Origin of the sequence: Moorena sp. SIO3H5, assembly GCF_010692395.1 — a bacterium.
Taxonomy (GTDB): Bacteria; Cyanobacteriota; Cyanobacteriia; order Cyanobacteriales; family Coleofasciculaceae; genus Moorena.
Map to the genome: position 1 here is coordinate 1 of NZ_JAAHHS010000025.1, position 15,605 is coordinate 15,605.

Genomic DNA, 15,605 nt, shown 5'->3' on the forward strand with positions numbered 1-15,605 from the left:
AGCATAACGATGTAATCAATAAAATCTACACGACGCTCTTCCGATCTCACAGAAAAGGAATTTCCTTTGCCAGATTTAGGTGAATTACCTTTAGAAGAATTTGTGATTGACGGAGAGAATAAAATAGCGACTACAGCGATGGGAACGATAGTTGCTCATGTGGGGCAAAAAGACCCTAATTTTATTATTTCCAATGCTGATGGGAATGCTGCTTCTGGAATTAATAATATTAACCAAGCCCTAAAAATTATCCACCCCACCCCGGATGAAATCTACTTCCAAGGACCAAAAGGTCAGGTTTACGAACCCTTGAGTGAAGATGCTTGTGCTGGATTAGCAGTAGGGTTAGCTTTGTTTGGCGCTCGTACCCTGTGGTGTTCTTATGAATCCTTTGCTATCAATGGGTTACCCATTTGGCAAACCGTTACCCAAGCCATGGCAGAATTGCGCCGTCCTACTCCCTCTACTATTACATTATTTACCGCTGGGGCACTGGAGCAAGGACGCAATGGTTGGACTCACCAGCGTCCTGAAATTGAAAATTACTTTGCTGCTATGATGCGCAATGGCAATATTTTCCCCTTGTTTCCCTGTGATGCTAATAGTATCCAAGTGTGTTATGAGTGGGCGCTGAGTACTAAGAATAAAGGAATTACCATTACTGCCAGTAAGTCACCCTTACCGGTGCGCACGACCTTTGAGCAAACCCGTCAAGGCTTGCAAGATGGTGCAATAGTATTGCATGAAACTAAAGGCAGTAAAACCGTTGTGTTTGCGGTGATTGGGGATATGAGCCTGATACCAGTGTTTGATGCTGCTTCCGATTTGGAAAACCAAGGGATTGGGGTGCGGATTGTTTCGGTAATCAGTCCCCGCCGCTTGTACCGTCCTGATGATACGGCTTGGAAAACCTGTACTGACGCTGATGGCGGTTTCTTGGATGATCAGGGCTTTGAACAACTGTTTGGTGGAGATGGGTTGATTGGTGTTACTGGTGGTACCAGTGCCATGCTCGAACCGATTATGTTACGTAGTACTTGCAAACGGGATGTGGTGGCTTGGAAGCGTGGTGAAACTACTGGCAGTGCTGGTCAAATTATGGCATTTAATGGTTTGACTGCTGAGGCTTTGGCAAAACGAGCCACTGAGTTAGTTGGTTAAAATTTAGTTGGCTAGCATTTTTTGGTGTAGCCTTATCTTTAAGGATGGGGCTACACTAATCAAGCCTTCCTGGACGAACCCAATAGTAAACGTTAATCGTTGTTAAACTGCAGCTACCTGTAGGGTGGGCAAGGTTTTGCCCACCCTACCCATGGATTGTGTGCTAATCAAGCCTTCCTGGACGAACCCAATAGTAAAAGTTAATAGTTGTTGAACTAAGGCGGATTCATGTTCCAAGAGATTGCGGCTCAGATTGCTTTTTCCCCTTCCTTGCCCTATGTAGCCACAGCCCTAGGGGTGACTAGCATCGCGGGACTACTGGGCTGGCGCTGGTGGCAACGAAAAAATACTTACAAATCCCTAGAGTCACTGCCCTGTCCTCCCAAACACTGGCTATTGGGAAATCTTCCTCAACTATTAGCAGCAGTAAAACAGAAGAAATTCTTCCAATTCTTGTTTGATTGGAGCAAGCAGCTAGGCCCGATTTATGTTTTGTGGCTTAACTCTCCAGTTCTGGTTTTGAGTCAACCAAAGGTGATCGAAAACACCATTGTGAATGGCATCAAAGATGGCAGCTTGGTTAGGTCTGAGCGAATCTGCAAAGTTTGGAACGACCTTGGTGGTGCTCCAATTCTTATCGGCCAAAACGGGACTGAGTGGCAGTGGCGACGGAAGGCTTGGAATCCCGAATTCAACTCTAGTAGTCTGTCCAAATACTTTGACATTATTAACCTTGCCTGCGAACAAGTAATTGCCAGACTTCAGCAAGATAGAGCGCAAACAGAGGTAAAGGTAGATTCCCTGTTTGTGGAACTAACCATGAAGGTGATTTTCTGTTTAGTGATCGGAATTCCTGTGGATGGAAAATCCTCTAGTTCTGAAGGTCCAGCCCTCGATATTCTTAAGGCTGACGAGGCGATGTCTATTTTTGGCTATCGGGCCCTACGGTTAATTACTGGCGAGAAGAGATGGATGAAATATTTGCCCACTCAGGCTTCTCAAGATTACTGGAGAGCAAGGCGATATTTAGAGGGTGTGATTGGTCCGCGAGTGGACTTAGCCTTGAAGATGAGAGCACAAAACCTGACTAATTGGAACCAGGTAAGTCCAATCTTCCAGGAATCGATGTTGGTGAAAATAGCGGCTGGCGAAGGAAAATACACTCGGAAAACATTGATCGCAGAAGCAATTCAACTCTTAATGGCTGGTACTGATACCACAGCTCATACTTTATCCTTTGCAGTAGGAGCGTTAACCTTAAATCCAAGGGTTTTTCAGAAAGCACAGGCTGTGGTTGACCAGACTTGGGAAAGTCCAGGTGGCCTTAAGGGTGGGATTAATACAGAAAGTCTGAAGAAATTGACTTACATCGGTGGGATTATTAAAGAGACTTTGCGCCTTTATTCAGTCACGTCAGGTTCCGCTTCCTTGGAGGCTCAACGTGACACTGTGATTGAGGGCAATCTTATTCCTCGTGGCACCACAATCCGGTTGTCAATGCTTGCTGCTGGGCGAGACCCAGAGGTCTATGCCAACCCCGAAGAATTTTTGCCAGAGCGTTGGTTAGACCAGGGCAAGGGCAGCACCCCACTTCCCATGATAAATTTTGGCTCAGGTTTTCATCGTTGCTTGGGAGAGCATCTGGCCATGCTGGAAGCAACGGTAATGCTAGCAATGCTGCTCCGTTATTTTGACTGGGAGTTGGTAAATGGTCGTTCATCCCTCGAAGAGTTAGAACAGAACCTTTTGATTTATCCCTCTGATGGCATGCCAGTGCGTTTTAAGGCTAGACCAACCTGCTGAATGTTTATATAGCGGTTTTAAATTTGGTGAGGTACAGATTTTCTGCTTTTAGGGAACAGGGAACACAGAAGAGGCAAAAGGCAAAAGGCAAAAGGCAAGAGAAAAAAATTGTGTACCTCATTAGGCTATAAAGCGCTATCATAAACTTGACTATTAAGGAATTTCCGGATTTATGAAATCACGTTCAACAGAAGAGTATGAATTATTTAGAAAACTTAAACGCTATCAAGGTCAGCTTGATCTGGGTCATTCAGATGCCCCTGAATATAAGAAGAAAGATTTAATGGTAGAAATGGAGAATTTATATGCATCTTACCCTGCCCAGTATTTAGTCGATTCTCATAAGGTAACTGTCCCAGAAAGTCTTGCTAATCTAGGTGCAAAAAAGATTTTTGGGCTCATTCCATCGTTTCCTAACGTTGATCCGAAATCCGTAGTTATTTTCCCTAAGACTTCAACAATTCTTGTTAAAATGTCGATTCTAGCCTCCAAAGATAGATTATTACGGATGGGAGGAAATGTTAAACCTATTACAGTCATTTATCCAGAAGGTAACTTTCGCTACAACCATAATGTAGATATATTTTGTGGCACTACTCGGCATTTAGTAGAAGTTTGTCCCGCGAGTTTTAAGATTAAGCCAGACAAATTAGAAGAAGTCATTTGTACTGCAAAAAAGAATGGATATCTAATTGCTGCTTTTATACTGGAAACCCCTAATAATCCCTGGTGCCAAATTTATAGTCCAGATGAGTTAAAAGAATTAGCAGAGGTCGCCCATAAACATAATATCCTGATCATTAATGATATGTATTTTTCAGGAACTGAAGCAATAGAAAATGACCAAGTTTCAGTGGCTAGTGTCAGTAGTCGCTCAGATTTAGTTATCACAACCTGTGGAATGCGAAGACAATTTGGAATTGACGGTATTGGCAAAGTAGGTTTTTTGACGAGTCAGAATGAGGCGCTTGTGAAGGAAATTAAGCGCTTTGTTGTTGCAGCACATATTCGTTACACCAATGCAGAGGTAATTACAGCTTCTTGGGCTCTAAAGAAAAGAGACTTGAATCATCGTGAAGAATTGAGAAAAGAGTTAGAGAGATTGAGGGCTAATGCCGAAGCTTTTCTGATGAATTCTGATTTATTCGCTATGGGAATGAAGATTATCAAGAGCAGCTGTGCAGGGCCTTTTATCAATATTGGGTTTAACTCAGAAATAGAATCTATGATGAAGAGTTTAGGGATAGCAGATAGTTATAATTTGGGTGAATATTTTTCTCAAATTGGAAAGGTTACACTTTTACCTTTAAGCTCAATGTTTACCAATAAAATTGGCTTTCGGGTAAACGTGACAAATATTTCGGAGTATAAAGCAGGATTAGCCTGTATGCAGGCTACCATTGAAAAGATTAAGAAAGGAGTTTCTTATCTTTCTTTAGAGACAGAAATAAATAAAGAATATGAGATTTTGAGACAAGGTTATCGTCCTTGGGAAGGTATCCAGGTCTGAAAGTATGGCGGTTCAGATATAGCGCTACGCGCAATGGCAAGAGGCAAGAGGCAAAAGTTCACGTGCATTAGCTTTTCGGCTTCTATCAATGTCCTAACTTTAATGGGTAGTGCTATATCGATGATATGTAAGCATATGCGCGTTGCGATTTACCTGCGTGTCAATCGCATTCCTGTCTTATTTAATACTGCCCACACTGCCCACACTGCCCACACTGCCCACACTGCCCTAGGTTATGGCTATTCAACCAAACTTGATATCACCCCTAACACTTGATATCACCCCTAACAGGTGTCTTGAGCTTAACGCTAAGGTATGAAGAGCATGCTAAGCTTATAGATTAAAAGGCTCCCGACCACTATCTAATCATAGGCACGGACAACTATGCGACCTGATTTGCAGGACTTGGTGATTTCAGAGGACTATCTAACCAATTTAGTTGGGGAGAAGCCAGAGCGAGTCAGAGGTTTTTTCCTAGAGAAACCAAAAGAACCAGGAGATTTCCTGATCAAATTGGGTAGAGGGTCCTTTCTATGGCTGAAATATAAGGCAGTTAGACGGCTAGTGAAAGAAGTGGATCGATACAATACCGTGATTAGAGCTGTACACATTAATGATCAACTGGAAGAAGCTGGTAATCCAGGTGTTGGTCTGAGTAATCGGGAGCGAGTGCTCGAAGCCCTTGGGGTGATGAAAACGGATTTAGTGCGTGCTTTGAAGACAGAACGAATTCTCAGGGAGAATAAGCAGTTTATTACTAAGAATCCTCAGCTATTTACTACTAATTTAACTACCTTGACCGCCCTGCACTTGAGTGATCAGGCCAGTGAGTATGGACGAGTGCTAGACCAAGCCTTGCAGGTAGCAGTGGGGGTACAAGAGGAAATGAGAAAATTGCAGAATCAGCGTTAGGGTCTCTATTTTAGGGAGTCGGGAATCGGGAGTCGCGAATAGGGAACAGGGAATAGGGAATAGGGAAAAAATTCTTTGCATCGCTGGTTTTTTGAATATTGAGGATGATTGGGATGACAACAGTATTAAATCTAGAGCCCATTACCACTCTGACCAGAGAGCAGTTTTATCGCTTATGTAAGGCGAATCCTGATTTACAACTTGAACGTTCACCCCAAGGTAATTTAATTATTATGACTCCCTTAGGGGGAGAAAGTGGAAGGATTGAAGCGAATCTGATTGGTGATTTAATTATTTGGAATCGTCAGACTCGGTTGGGGGTTGTCTTCAGTTCTCAGACTGTGTTTAGTTTACCAGGTGGTGGCGATCGCTCTCCCGATGTAGCTTGGGTAGCCCTGGAACGATGGACAGCACTGAGTCAAAAAGAAAGAGAAGGTTTTCCACCGATTTGTCCCGATTTTGTGATTGAGTTGCGCTCACGGACAGATCGATTAAAGCCCCTACAGGATAAAATGCAAGAATATTTAGCCAGTGGCTTGCGTTTGGGTTGGTTGATTAATCCCCAGGATAAACTGGTGGAAATTTATATGGCAAACCAACCTGTAAAAGTAATAACAATGCCTGTAGTATTAACAGGAAATGAGGTGTTACCGGGGTTTAGTTTAGAAGTTAGAAGTTAGAATTAAGAATTTAGAATTTAAAATGAAGTTCGATGAGACTTTTTGCTAAGTAACTGATGCCTTACGTTTAGAAAGTCGGGAGTCGGGAGTCGGGAGTCGGTAAAAACCCTATATTATATATATAATATTACTATGAAAACAGCTATATAATATACCTTATTCTTTCTTCCCACACTCTCCCATCGGGTGCATCTCCTAAAAGTTGTTTGACCCAGCAGTGGTGCGTTACGGGCAGCAACCTAATCCTGGCTACGAGGTGAAACATGCAAGCCCCTAACTTGTCAAAAATTATTTAGGGTTGCTATATTTTGTTCAAATAGATTTGATTCAATTTCAGTTCAGGGGTACAATAAATGACGGTTCCACTCTCTTTGTCCAAACTACTAAGCCCTTTTGAATTAGGTGATTTATCTTTAAAAAACAGAGTAGTAATGCCTCCTTTAACTAGAGGTAGAGCAGTTAATCTGGGTATTCCCAATGATTTAATGGTGGAATATTATACTCAAAGAACTGGAGTAGGTCTAATTATCACTGAAGGTACTTTTATTTCCCCTCAAGCTAACGGTTGGGTAAATGCTCCTGGTATTTATACTCTGGAACAAACTGAAGGGTGGAAAAAAGTTGTTAGTAGTGTACACTCTAAAAATACGCCATTATTTTTGCAGCTTTGGCACTGTGGTAGGGCTTCTCATAGTAGTTTCCATGATGGTAAGCTAGCTGTTGCTCCTTCAGCCATTAAAATTAACGAAGAATATGTTCATACCCCTGAGGGAAAACAGCCTCACGAAACCCCACGAGCCCTGGAAACTGAAGAAATACCCCAAATCGTAGAAGACTATAAAAAAGCGGCTGAAAATGCCAAACAGGCAGGTTTTGATGGGGTAGAAGTTCATTCAGCTAATGGTTATTTACTGGACTCTTTCCTGCAATCCAAAACCAACCAAAGAACAGATAACTATGGTGGGACTCTTGAAAATAGATATCGTTTACTCAAAGAAGTAATCGAAGCTGTAATAACTGTTTTTCCAGTCAATCGAGTGGGGGTTCGTTTGTCTCCTAATGGTTTATTTAATGATATGGGGTCTGTGGATTATCGTGAAACCTTTCTTTATGTAGCTAAAGAGTTAAACAGTTATGGGTTAGCTTATCTTCATGTATTAGATGGGTTAGCGTTTGGATTTCATGAATTAGGAGAACCGATAACTTTGGCTGAGCTTAGAAACGTTTTTGATGGTCCAATTATTGGTAATTGCGGCTATACTAAAGAAACAGCCGAAGCGGCAATTCAAGAAGGTTTGGCAGATTTAATTGCTTTCGGAAGACCGATTCTGAGTAATCCAGATTTGGTTGATCGCTTCGCTAATAATTGGCCTCTTAATCCTATTCCAGATGTGAAACTTTGGTATTCTCCAGGTAAAGAAGGTTATACTGACTTTCCTACTTATAAGACGGAAAACTAGCGAGGCTCTTACGTAAGCATTCAGCTTAAGCGCTACGCGCACCCTGCGCGAACAGCTTTCAGCTAATGCGCGTAGCGCATTAGCTCACGGCTGACAGCTGACAGCTGAATGCTTACCAAGCTTGTACCACGAGTCATGGACTTTTCCCCAGACTTTCAATTCTCATTAATCTCGAACTATTAATTTTATCGTTCTAGGTTTATTTTAAGCACCGATCTAGTAGCGTGAGCTTTTAGCTGGCCCTCACTTAGCCAGCTCCCTCAAAGCATTTTCATACCTCTTGCTGACTTTCTGATAAGCTGCCATTACCGTTTCAAACTCAGGGTCTTTCGTGGTGATTTCAACACCATCAGCGGTTTCTGTGATAAATACAGTATCTCCCTCACCAACATTCAGCTGTTGTAGGATCTCCTCAGGTAAGGTTATGCCTAGGGAATTACCAATTTTATTAATTGTGAGCTTGTACATAGTGTAAAGGGAGTCGGGAGTCGCTCAAAATCCTATATCATATTATATATATCATTACTATGAAAACCGCTATATAGTATTCCCTATTCTTTCTGCCCACGCGCCCAAATCCCACACTCCCTTAAAAAAGCTATAATCCGCAATCACTAATGATTTGGGGACTTTGTAAAAGTTTTAGAGGTTAGTCCAGAACAGAAGAAGAAGGCAGTAAGTGCGATTGGGTACTGAAACCGAGGGCGGTGCAGAAGTTGGGGTTTTAGGAGGAGGGGCGATCGCATGCCTACACCGCCTTTTCGATACACCACCTGCTGAGGATACTATTCTGCTTCCAGGAATCCCTTAACTGTCTCAACAGGAATAGAGACCACGGGATGATTAAATAATGCTTTTAATCCCTCAATTCCTCCTGCTTTTAAAGCACATGTTAGTCGCTGCTTAAGAGTAGGATTATCATTAATTTCTTCCATCACAATTGTAACAGCAACAGATTCTTTAGCAGTTCTGGGATTTTCAGCAAGCTCGTTTAGTAATTGCTTAATTTCAGCTTTAGTATCAGCCATATCATCTGCTCTGATATCAATTGTTCCAGTTTTTAACTTAGCATCATTGACCTCCTCTGTTATATCCATAGCTGTCTGATTTTCTTTATAAACTGAATCCTTAGTAGTGCTAATATCTCCAGTAGTAATTTGAGATCTGTTAACCTTACCACTAACATTCATTGACGTATTATTTTTCTTAGTCATTTTTTTAACTCCTGTAATCAAAACTTAACAGACAGTGAATCTCCTACACTTCCCGATCGGGTAAGTGTAGGCTTCTAGCACCTCTTTTGGCTACTAGAACTTCCTTCTCCTTCTCAGACCCTAAGCGAACAAAGTACTTATATTCCCTCAGGGCAAGTTTTGTACTGAGGAACACCTCCAGCCCCACTCGCTTTAAATTGAGTATTGTTACTGCTCGCTGCTTTTTCAGCTATCTAGTCCAGTAACTGTTACTATTGTAGTCTACAGTAGACTAGCCAGTAGTTCCAGGAAGTGAGAGATAATTCCTCTCCCGCATTCAACGACCGCTCCCATATCGGCTAAGACGTCAGGCTTATGCGGGTTGAATACTAAACTTCGGTATTATTTTCATCTGACGACTCATCAGGCGATAAATTATCAGTAGAGGCTTGATCAATCTCTTCATTGTTATCTTCATCTTGTTCAGATTCTTCCCTTGAATTATCTTCGATATTACCTGTAACAATTGAACTGTCATTCACTTCACCTGAAATATTCATAGAGGAATTCTTTTCCACCTTCTTACCACTAGATTCTGCCGTTGCATAGGTATTTACGATAAATTGAGCACCTTCCTTAGAAAGATTAGATATGACAGCAACTGGAGAAGTATTACCAGAAATTATTTTTAAAAAAGATTGTCTATCAATCTGTATTTCTCCATCAATATTTGGACTCCACTCAATGCAATCAAAGGTGCAACTGCTATCCAAAAGTACTTCCTTCTGACTCTGGCTATTATCTCCATTTTTATCCTCCTTTGTAGTTTTCAGATTGATTCCACCCCGTTTAGTTTGGAAAAAGTTAGCACTATTAAGATGACACTTATCTAGAGTTAGCCGAGTTAAATCAGCATATCTAAAGTCTGCGCCTGTTAAGTCGCTGCTTATAAACTGACTACCCCTCAAATTACCCGAGTGAAAACTAGCTCGAATTAACTGACAATCATTGAACGTAACACCTATCATTTTGGCTTGAGCAAAAATTACTTCTGTAAGATTACATTTTTGGGTAAAACTACTATTGGAAAGGGAAACTTCTATTAGAGAAGCTGCTTCAGACGTTGCCCTTTTAAAACTAGTGTTAATGAAATGACAATTGTAGAGATTTGCTCTATACAAGTCAGTAGCTTCAAAATTAGTGTTATTAATAAGGTTATTGCTTAAATCAACATGCTGCATCGAGGCATTGTCAAATTTGCAATCGCTAATTGTTGGTTTTTGTTCTTCATGAGCACCATTTAACATTTTTTTATTGCTATTTTTTTTATTACTAATACAACAAATCACATCTAAATTATTTGAAGATTTGGTTCTAAATGACTGAAAAATAGCTCTAGTAAATATAGTACTTATCAATGTGCAGTCATAAAACTTACAAGCTACTAATTTCGCATCTGAGAAGTTAGCTCTTGATAAGTTTGCCTTTTCAAATTTACTGCTAAACGATGCATTTACAAAACTAGAATCAGTTAAATCGCAATCATTATTGAACAATAGATATCCATCATTATCTATTCTAGATTTACTATAATTTGAAGGATAATGATGATCACGACAATTATCAAAAATTGAATTGATTAGCTTAACATTATCAAATTTAATTTGCAAAAATCTGGCGTTATCAAACCTTGAATTATTCAGAACAGAGTTAACAAATTTAACATTACTGAGATAAGAGTTACAAAAGTTTGCTCCTTCAATCCTAGCATCATAAAATTCAACATTAACTAATTGACAATCAGGACAGGCAAGTCCATAGGGTACATTTAAATTTAAAAACTTAGTATCTACTACTCTGATTCCAAATTGACTACACTTTTCAAGAAATACTTTTGAGTCTATATTACCTAAGTCTTCTTGATTTACCTCGACTTTAAATGTTATATTTACTAAATTTTTATTGATTTTTATTATATCTCCACCTTTTATTTTGCCTGTAGTAGAGATAAGAGAATTAGTAATTTGTTTGCCTGTAGTAGAACTAAGAGAAGTAGTAATTTCTGGATCGGTGTACTGAGTGAATTTGAATCCATTTATCCTTGACCAATAAATACTGATAAAAAACCAGTATTTTGAATCCAAAGGTAATGATGATTCTCCAGGAGACACTAGCTTTATTTCCGGTTGGTTTATGTTGCCATAAACTATTACACTGCCAAGGTGACCTTCATACAAGTATGACTTCTCAAATGGTTCTGGATCAGGAACCTTTTTTTGTTTAATTTTAATATATATACTGATTTTCATAGCTATTAAAACCCATGATAAATTCTGCTATCAATAGCATTTTTTATCTGTTCTGATATTTTTGACGGATGACTCATTATTTCCTGGGAACTGAATACCAAAGTATGTATCCCCATGCTGCTTTGCTGATCATTTAGCTTGGACTTAAAATTAATATCATCTTCAGTAGTCCATTGTGACCCTTCTTCTTTTAATTCTTCATCTCGGCAATAGACAACAACACCATAATCATCAAAATCTAGCACTAAGCATTTTGACAAACCCTCTATTGGTGAGTATTGCCTCACACGAGGTCGTGGCAACTTTTGTTCTTGTATGGCTTGTAAAATAACATGCCCGACAGGAGATAATTTTGATGGTAGTTCTGATTTGTCAGAGTTTTCCCAAACCCAATAATATGTAGGTTTTTCGATGACGTTATCCTGGGTATCTGAACTGATATCTACTTTAGGAGGTGAAGGAAAGCTAAGTTCTTTAACCGACTCATCTAGAGTAGATATTTTTTCAAAACTGCTTAAAAAACTTTTACTTTGATTAGCAAAATCTACAATCGTTTTTTTTACTTTATTAAATTTTGTCTTTAACTTACTCACAGAATCTGAGTATTCTTTATAAGATTCAAGTCTACCCTCAAGCTTTTGAACTTTTTGAGTATGTTCTGCTTTTTGATATTTCAGTTGATCCTCGTATCTAGCTTTTTCTTTATTAAGTTTTTGTCTAGCTTCTTCAGCTTCTTGCTTTGCCGCTTCCTTTTCTTCACTTAGCTTGATTTGCTCTGCATCTTTATACAAAGGTTGAGGATCAATACCATATAAACTAACTGTTTTTATATCAATTCTTGCTTTTTTCCATTTATAGAAGTTTCTAACTATTGCTTGACTTATCCATAAAGAAGAAGTAGACAATACTGCTGCTATGACAAAAGCTGTAACGGGTATAAAGCTATTTTTATCAACTGCTTGACTAACATTGAAAAGAGCGGTGAAGGTCAAATAGATATCTGCTAAAAATAAAACCCATATCCAAGGTATTACTATAATACCGAAAACAGAAATTTTTAATCTTTCTAGTAGTATTTTAGACGCATCTATTATTGAAGCAATAGGCAAAAATCCTGTGACTAGCAAGCTAATTAAAGTTTTAATAGGAATATTAAATACTTGTTCATAGCTGTCTAGATAAAATATAATTTCTAAAGCATAGTCTAGTATGGCAAACTGAGATATGCTAGAAATTAGTAAAATTCCTGTCAATGAACAAATCCAAAAAAAGTTTGTTTGTTCTTGATTGCGATATCTATCTTCAAGTTGTTCGCGATACTCCGGCTTGTTTACTATTTTTGGATTATAAATTTCCTGGCTTTCTGGCCTACTATCATTCATGATGCATAAAACAAATCTGTATATTTTTTACAATTTTTATTATGAAGTCCAATCCTTTGGTATAGCACAACTAGAAGGAAGTTGATCGGGGTCATACTTATCTTTTTTACCTTGAAAATCTGAAAGCTTACCATTAACAACATATTTTTCTATATATACACCACCTTGATCTACCAATTTAACTAGTTCACTTGAAAGATTTTTGCTGACTTTGTCCCCGCTAGTAAAATCATAAATTTGATTATTTTTATATTTATCATTTTCTTTCAAAGCTACCGCAAAATTTGGATATTCTCTAAGTTGAAAAATCTCTTGAGCTCCCGCTCTATCCCAGGTATACCTATGAATTAAAATCTTCGGTTTAGTTTCTCTCATCTCAGCTGGAAGAGACACTATAAAAATAATACCTTTAATATCTGGATCATTAATTAGCAAATTCCTTTCTATGCTTACATGAAGAATTGCTTGCTCTTGCTCACTAGACCATTTAGCAGCAGAACAACTATCTTTAGCACTGAAATGCAGACCATCTTTAAGCTGATCTATACGTCTTATGTAAAAAGTTTCAGGTTGATGAGAAAAAGTAAGTATTGTTGAAATTTTGGGAGTATGTCGCTGATTTTTAAAGCTATTTTCGCCTTGGCTTTTTATTATGGCATTTGCAGGGAATCTTAAGATTAGCCTGTGCGGTGAACAGTTCCGCTCTCCAAATATTTCGCGATAGATAGAATCATTGGGCTGTACACTGATGGAAATGGGAAATGGTTTCTCACTCGGAACCTCGCAAAAGTTTTTTCCCTTTACCCTTTCTGACAGCGTCGGCAATAAAAAAAGACCAACAATGGCGAATGGAATCATCAAAAATAAATAGTGATAGCCATGGCTGATTTTCATAAGAAAGCGTATTCATTAACTAATTAATAAAAAAGATTATATCAACTAAAGGCAGAACCACTACTGCAGCATTACGGATTTACCAAAGTCTTTTTGCACGGAATTTTCTCTCTAATTACCCTATAACCTCTTAAAAACCAGGACAATTTCCTATGTGACACTTCGTAAAGTGTCGTATTTGTCTCATAAGAATTCAAGAGGGTACTTGACATAGCTAATGTTGATATGAGAGCCCCCTGAGGGGACGATATGAGCCTTCCAAATATTATATAAGGTTTGAGGTCAATGTTATTATACGCGATACAGTAGCAATCCAACTTCTGTCTTACCTGCTCTGTGATCGCTACTCCCTGCTCCCTGCTCCCTAAAACCCAGAACTTTGTACCTTAGCCAATTGAGAACCGCTATAACTAATAAAAACGATTAACCGAAATACTTATGAAAGCAATTCTCTACACACAATACGGATCACCCGATGTTCTGCAGCTCAAAGAAATAGAAAAACCCATCCCAAAGGAGGATGAAGTATTAGTAAAAATTCATAGCGCATCCGCCAATGCAGGTGACTGGCATTTACTCAGAGGAAAACCCTTCTTGATCCGCATGATGGGCTTTGGGCTAGTAAAACCAAAAAACCAGATACTGGGAGCAGACATAGCAGGGCGAGTTGAAGCCGTTGGCAAAAACGTAGAGCAGTTTCAGCCAGGTGATGAAGTATTCGGGAACTTATCGGAGGGTGGTTTTGGGGGTTTTGCCGAGTATGTATGTGCTAAGGAAAATGCATTAGTCTTGAAACCCGCCAGTATCACCTTCGAGGAAGTGGCAGCAGTACCGGCAGCAGCACTGACCGCCCTGCAAGGTCTTCGAGACCAAGGACAGATTCAGCCAGGGCAAAAGGTTTTGATTAATGGTGCCTCTGGTGGTGTGGGTACCTTTGCCGTCCAGATTGCCAAATCCTTCGGAGCCGAAGTGACTGGGGTGTGTAGTACCAGGAATTTAGACATGGTGCGCTCCATTGGTGCAGACCATGTGATTGATTACACTAAAGAAGATGTCACCAAAAATGGCCAGCATTATGACCTAATTCTTGATGCTGCCGCTTATCGTTCCATATTGGATTACAAGGGTATATTAACTCCCAACGGAATTTATGTCTTTGTCGGAGGTTCCACAGCTCAACTTTTCCAACTTATGTTCCTAGGCTCATGGATTTCCATGACCGGAAGTAATAAAATCGTGTCCCTGTTTATGGAACCAAACAAGAAAGATTTGGTGTTTATCAAGGAGCTTCTTGAAACCGGCAAAATAGCACCTGTTATCGATAGACGATACAGTTTAAGTGAAGTCCCTGAAGCTATCAGATATCTTGAACAAGGACACGCGAGAGGTAAAGTTGTAATAACGTTGGAAGAGTAGGGAATCGGGAATCGGGAATCGGGAATCGGATTTTACATCTCAAATGAAAATGCGATATATCCCAGTACCCTATTGCTAGCATGCCTATTGCCTATTGCCTAAAGTAAAACCCTAGGATTCCTCCTCCACCGGATTATTAGCGACATCAAAAACAATCACAAACTTAGCATCCGGCATCAACCGTTTAAGAGCTTTCAAATGACCCTCGGCATCAGAGCGATTGCGGAACCGACCAACAACGACTCGCTGCATTTCGGGTAATAGCCGCATGATCACCCATGGATGAAGGCGTTCAGAATAAGTCATAATAAAAGTATCTCCTTTCATAGGGGAGCCAAAGCTAGCCCGCAGATTTGCACGTTTCCCGGGCTAGCTATTGACGCGGATGTTTTACCAACCACTCTTTTATAATAGCACAAATAATCTTTAATTGTAGCATATTTTGAAAATATTTGTAACAAGTGTGTAGGGAGTAGGTAACAGGGAGTATGGTCAAGAGATATGAGAACTTTTTTGGGTTTTGGTGATATCGTGATCTAGTGAGAGGTGGTATAAAAAAAATGCGATCGCTCTTTTAGAGCTTACTTATTTATAGCCATTACAATCGTACTGAGTTAACCTTGATAGAGGGCTAAAATAGAGATGAATAAGCGATCGCAGTATTTGGATTTTCTGCAATCAGGATAACTGAACTAACAAATGCTTGGGGAGTCTCTGCTCAGGTGAATGTGCTTCCGGGAGTAATAGATTTTAGTGTAGATGGGTCAATTCCTAAGTAGATGGGCTTAATTATCCGTAAAATAGCGATTGAGATTCAAAATGCTGAAAACCCCTTTAATAAAGGCTTTCAGCTTCATTTTAGTATTTTGATTTTTAACGTTTATT

General features: G+C 39.5%; 14 protein-coding genes and 1 pseudogene. 9 read left to right on the forward strand and 6 right to left on the reverse strand.

Annotation, left to right across the window (positions count from 1 at the left end):
• Positions 1-45 precede the first annotated feature (45 nt).
• From F6K52_RS04205 to F6K52_RS04235, 7 genes and pseudogenes are all read left to right on the forward strand, one after another.
• A pseudogene (locus tag F6K52_RS04205) lies at positions 46-1,161 on the forward strand (phosphoketolase); the annotation flags it as partial.
• 228 nt (positions 1,162-1,389) lie between these two features.
• Entirely contained in the window at positions 1,390-2,964 is a 1,575-nt protein-coding gene (locus F6K52_RS04210) for a cytochrome P450 (RefSeq protein WP_293074468.1), read from the forward strand.
• Positions 2,965-3,136: 172 nt separating this feature from the next.
• On the forward strand, positions 3,137-4,474 hold the full coding sequence (locus F6K52_RS04215) for an aminotransferase class I/II-fold pyridoxal phosphate-dependent enzyme (protein ID WP_293074471.1): 1,338 nt from the start codon (positions 3,137-3,139) through the stop codon (positions 4,472-4,474).
• A 135-nt stretch (positions 4,475-4,609) separates the two neighbouring features.
• Positions 4,610-4,750, forward strand: coding sequence for a hypothetical protein (locus tag F6K52_RS04220; RefSeq protein WP_293074475.1), 141 nt, complete (start codon positions 4,610-4,612; stop codon positions 4,748-4,750).
• A 108-nt stretch (positions 4,751-4,858) separates the two neighbouring features.
• Positions 4,859-5,386 (forward strand): hypothetical protein, encoded by a 528-nt coding sequence (locus tag F6K52_RS04225; protein ID WP_293074480.1) that lies wholly within the window; start codon positions 4,859-4,861, stop codon positions 5,384-5,386.
• A gap of 113 nt (positions 5,387-5,499) precedes the next feature.
• Positions 5,500-6,066 (forward strand): Uma2 family endonuclease, encoded by a 567-nt coding sequence (locus tag F6K52_RS04230; RefSeq protein ID WP_293074485.1) that lies wholly within the window; start codon positions 5,500-5,502, stop codon positions 6,064-6,066.
• 353 nt (positions 6,067-6,419) lie between these two features.
• A complete protein-coding gene (locus tag F6K52_RS04235; protein WP_293074488.1) occupies positions 6,420-7,526 on the forward strand; it encodes an alkene reductase in 1,107 nt (368 codons plus the stop codon).
• A 243-nt stretch (positions 7,527-7,769) separates the two neighbouring features.
• Here F6K52_RS04235 and F6K52_RS04240 read toward each other — a convergent pair whose 3' ends face one another.
• Positions 7,770-7,994: an AbrB/MazE/SpoVT family DNA-binding domain-containing protein gene (locus F6K52_RS04240; RefSeq protein WP_293074491.1), complete on the reverse strand. Its 225-nt coding sequence runs from the start codon at positions 7,992-7,994 to the stop codon at positions 7,770-7,772.
• 211 nt (positions 7,995-8,205) lie between these two features.
• On the opposite strand from F6K52_RS04240, the gene F6K52_RS04245 reads away from it, so the two are divergent.
• A complete protein-coding gene (locus tag F6K52_RS04245; RefSeq protein ID WP_293074494.1) occupies positions 8,206-8,337 on the forward strand; it encodes a hypothetical protein in 132 nt (43 codons plus the stop codon).
• Here F6K52_RS04245 and F6K52_RS04250 read toward each other — a convergent pair.
• The 4 genes from F6K52_RS04250 to F6K52_RS04265 form a co-directional block, all read right to left on the reverse strand.
• Positions 8,312-8,740, reverse strand: a complete 429-nt coding sequence (locus tag F6K52_RS04250) for a hypothetical protein (protein WP_293074497.1) — start codon at positions 8,738-8,740, stop codon at positions 8,312-8,314. The genes F6K52_RS04245 and F6K52_RS04250 overlap by 26 nt on opposite strands.
• A 368-nt stretch (positions 8,741-9,108) precedes the next feature.
• Positions 9,109-11,028, reverse strand: a complete 1,920-nt coding sequence (locus F6K52_RS04255) for a pentapeptide repeat-containing protein (protein ID WP_293074500.1) — start codon at positions 11,026-11,028, stop codon at positions 9,109-9,111.
• Between the two features lie 5 nt (positions 11,029-11,033).
• Entirely contained in the window at positions 11,034-12,410 is a 1,377-nt protein-coding gene (locus F6K52_RS04260) for a hypothetical protein (protein WP_293074504.1), read from the reverse strand.
• 39 nt (positions 12,411-12,449) lie between these two features.
• On the reverse strand, positions 12,450-13,304 hold the full coding sequence (locus F6K52_RS04265) for a hypothetical protein (RefSeq protein ID WP_293074508.1): 855 nt from the start codon (positions 13,302-13,304) through the stop codon (positions 12,450-12,452).
• 438 nt (positions 13,305-13,742) lie between these two features.
• Between F6K52_RS04265 and F6K52_RS04270 the strand changes: the two genes are divergently transcribed.
• Complete coding sequence (locus tag F6K52_RS04270; RefSeq protein WP_293074511.1) at positions 13,743-14,720, forward strand: NAD(P)-dependent alcohol dehydrogenase; 978 nt, start codon at positions 13,743-13,745, stop codon at positions 14,718-14,720.
• A 111-nt stretch (positions 14,721-14,831) separates the two neighbouring features.
• Here the strand turns inward: F6K52_RS04270 and F6K52_RS04275 are convergent, their stop codons facing one another.
• Positions 14,832-15,026: a hypothetical protein gene (locus tag F6K52_RS04275; RefSeq protein WP_293074514.1), complete on the reverse strand. Its 195-nt coding sequence runs from the start codon at positions 15,024-15,026 to the stop codon at positions 14,832-14,834.
• Between the last annotated feature and the right edge of the window lie 579 nt (positions 15,027-15,605).